The sequence below is a fragment of the Mesorhizobium sp. dw_380 genome, from assembly GCF_018588885.1.
Lineage (GTDB): Bacteria > Pseudomonadota > Alphaproteobacteria > Rhizobiales > Rhizobiaceae > Mesorhizobium.
The window spans coordinates 1-2,740 of the sequence record NZ_JAFFIW010000095.1; the positions used below are offsets into that span (position 1 = coordinate 1).

Below are 2,740 nucleotides of genomic sequence, written 5' to 3' on the forward strand. Positions count from 1 at the left end.
CCGCCCCCAGACCCAGCCGGCGCAGGCGCTCCAGCAGCTTCACCGCCAGCAGCGAATGGCCGCCGAGTTCGAAGAAGCTGTCCTGCCGCCCGACCCGCTCGCCACCAAGCAGTTCCGCCCACAGCCCGGCAAGGATCGCCTCCACCTCGCCTCGAGGCGGCTCATACGCGCCACGCGCATAGGCTCCGCCCTCCGGCGCCGGTAGCGCACGTCGGTCGAGCTTGCCGTTCGCGCTCAGCGGCAGCGCCTCCACCACCACATAGGCCGCCGGCACCATATACTCAGGCAGCAGGCCACCCAGGTAAGTCCGCAGCATCGCCGCGAGATCAGCATCGGCCTCGCCACGTGTCACCACATAGGCGACCAGGCGCTTGTCGCCAGGCGTGTCTTCGCGCGCGATCACCACCGCTTCACGCACGAGCGCATGCTCGCCAAGCCGCGTCTCGATCTCGCCAAGCTCGATGCGGAAGCCGCGAATCTTGACTTGATGGTCGTTGCGGCCCAGGTACTCGATGTTGCCGTCCTGCAGGTAGCGCGCCAGATCGCCCGTCCGGTAGAGCCGCGCCTGCGGGTCGCTGCTGAAGCGGTCCGCCACGAACCGTTCCGCCGTCAGCTCCGCACGGTTCAGATAGCCGCGCGCAACGCCCACACCGCCGATATAGAGCTCGCCCGCAACACCGAGCGGGACAGGCTCGCCATAACCGTCCAGAATATACATCTGCGTGTTCGAGATTGGACGGCCGATCGGGACAATGTTCCCGTCATAGCCGGCCGGACAGGTCCAGGCCGTCACGTCGATCGCCGCTTCTGTCGGGCCATACAGATTGTGCAGCTTCGCCTGGGGTAGAAGGCGCTGTGCCTTATGCACGCTCAAGGCAGGCAGCGCCTCGCCGCTGCACACGATACGCTGCAGCGACGTGCAGCGCGCCACGCCCTCCGCTTCCAGGAAGCTCGCCAGCATTGACGGCACGAAGTGTATCGTCGTGACCCGATGCCGCGTGATCGCCTCGACCATTGCGCTCGGGTCTTTGTGCTCCTCCGGGGCTGCCAACACCAGCCTGGCCCCGGTCAGCAGCGTCCAGAAGAACTCCCATCCAGACACGTCGAAGCTATAGGGGGTCTTCTGCAGCACGACATCATTTGCATCCAGGCGATAGGCATCCTGCATCCAGACCAGGCGGTTGACGATCGCCCGATGTTCATTCTGCGCTCCCTTTGGCATCCCCGTGGAACCTGAGGTGTAAATCACATAGGCGAGATGGCGCGGCGTCAGGCCAAGCGCCCGGGGGTCGGGATCGTTCGCTGGTTGGTTGTCCTGCTCGGCACTCTGCTCGTCCAGCCCGATCGACATGCGTCCAGACAGCGCCTCGCCAAGGGCTGCACGGCCGGTCTTGTCCACCAGCACCAGACGCGGATCGGCATCGCTCACCAGCCAGCCAAGCCGCTCGCGCGGATAGCCCGGGTCGAGCGGCACATAGGCCCCGCCTGCCTTCAGCACGCCAAGTAGCCCGATCACCATCGCCGGTGACCGCTCGACGCACAGCCCGACCCGGTCGTCCGGCTTCACACCAAGCCCGATCAGACGATGCGCCAGACGATTGGCCTCGGCGTTCAACGCGCCATAGGTGAGTTCCTTGTCGCCCTGCACCAGCGCGACAGCATCCGGAGTGCGTGCAACCTGCTCCTCGAACAGCTCATGGATGCAGCGATCCGACGGATAGGCGGCTTCCGTCCGGTTCCATGTCTCAAGGACAAGCTCGCGCTCCTCGGCCGGCAGCACGTCCAGGGACCGCAACGGCGTCTCAGGCGCCTCATCCAGCGCCTCCACCAGGCTCTCCAGCACCCGCTGCATCATCCCGATGACACGATCCGCCGACGCCGCCTCCACCACCTGCGCCGTCAGGCCAAGCTCGGTCCCAAAATCCTCCACCGACAGCGTCAGCGGATAGTTCGTCCGCTCCTCGCTCTCCAGCCACTCAGCACCGCTGAGGCTCGCCGTCTGCGCGGCGTTATGCCGATAATTCAGCAACGCGCTGAACAGCGGTGTTCCCGCCGCTACCCCACTGCAGCGCTGCGCCAAGACCAGAGGCGCATGCTCGTGCTGCAACAGCTCCGCGAGGCGCAGATGCGCATCGCGCACACCGGCCGCCACACCCCGCCCATCCAGGTCCAGCCGCAGCGGCAGCGTGTTGATGAACAGACCCATCGCCCGGTCGGCGCCTGCGCTAGCCTGCATGCGGCCAAGCAGCACCGTTCCGAACACCACCTTCTCGCGGCCGGACGTGCGCGCCACCACCTGGCCCCACGCCACATGGCAAAGGCTGGCAAGGCTCACTCCCAGGCGCCGGGCATGACTCCGCAGACGGTCGTTGAGGGGTTGCGGCAGCATCCGGTGTATTTCGGCCATTCCCTTGCCATCGCCGCGCACCTCCGCCAGGCCGAATGGCAGCACCGGCTCATCGACATCCCCAAGCCGCTCGCGGAAGTAACGCTCATGCTCCGCCTCAGAGACCCCAAGACGCGCCTGCGCCACAACATTGCGGAACGGCCCCGCCGCCGGCAGTTCATCTTCCCGCCCCCCCAGGATCGCCTCGATCTCTTCGTTCAATATATCCAGGGTCGAGTGATCCCCGATCAGATGGTGATGCACCTCAAGCAGCAGCCAGCGGTCGCTGCCTGGATCCCGCGCCATCACGAAGCGCAGCAGGGGCGCCTGGGTCAGGTCGAACCGATGATGGCT

At 66.2% G+C, this 2,740-nt stretch carries 1 protein-coding gene; it reads right to left on the minus strand.

Annotated elements, in window-relative coordinates; all coding sequences use genetic code 11:
* On the minus strand, positions 1-2,740 hold a 2,740-nt coding region (locus JT360_RS32910), incomplete at both ends, for a non-ribosomal peptide synthetase (protein ID WP_214477564.1).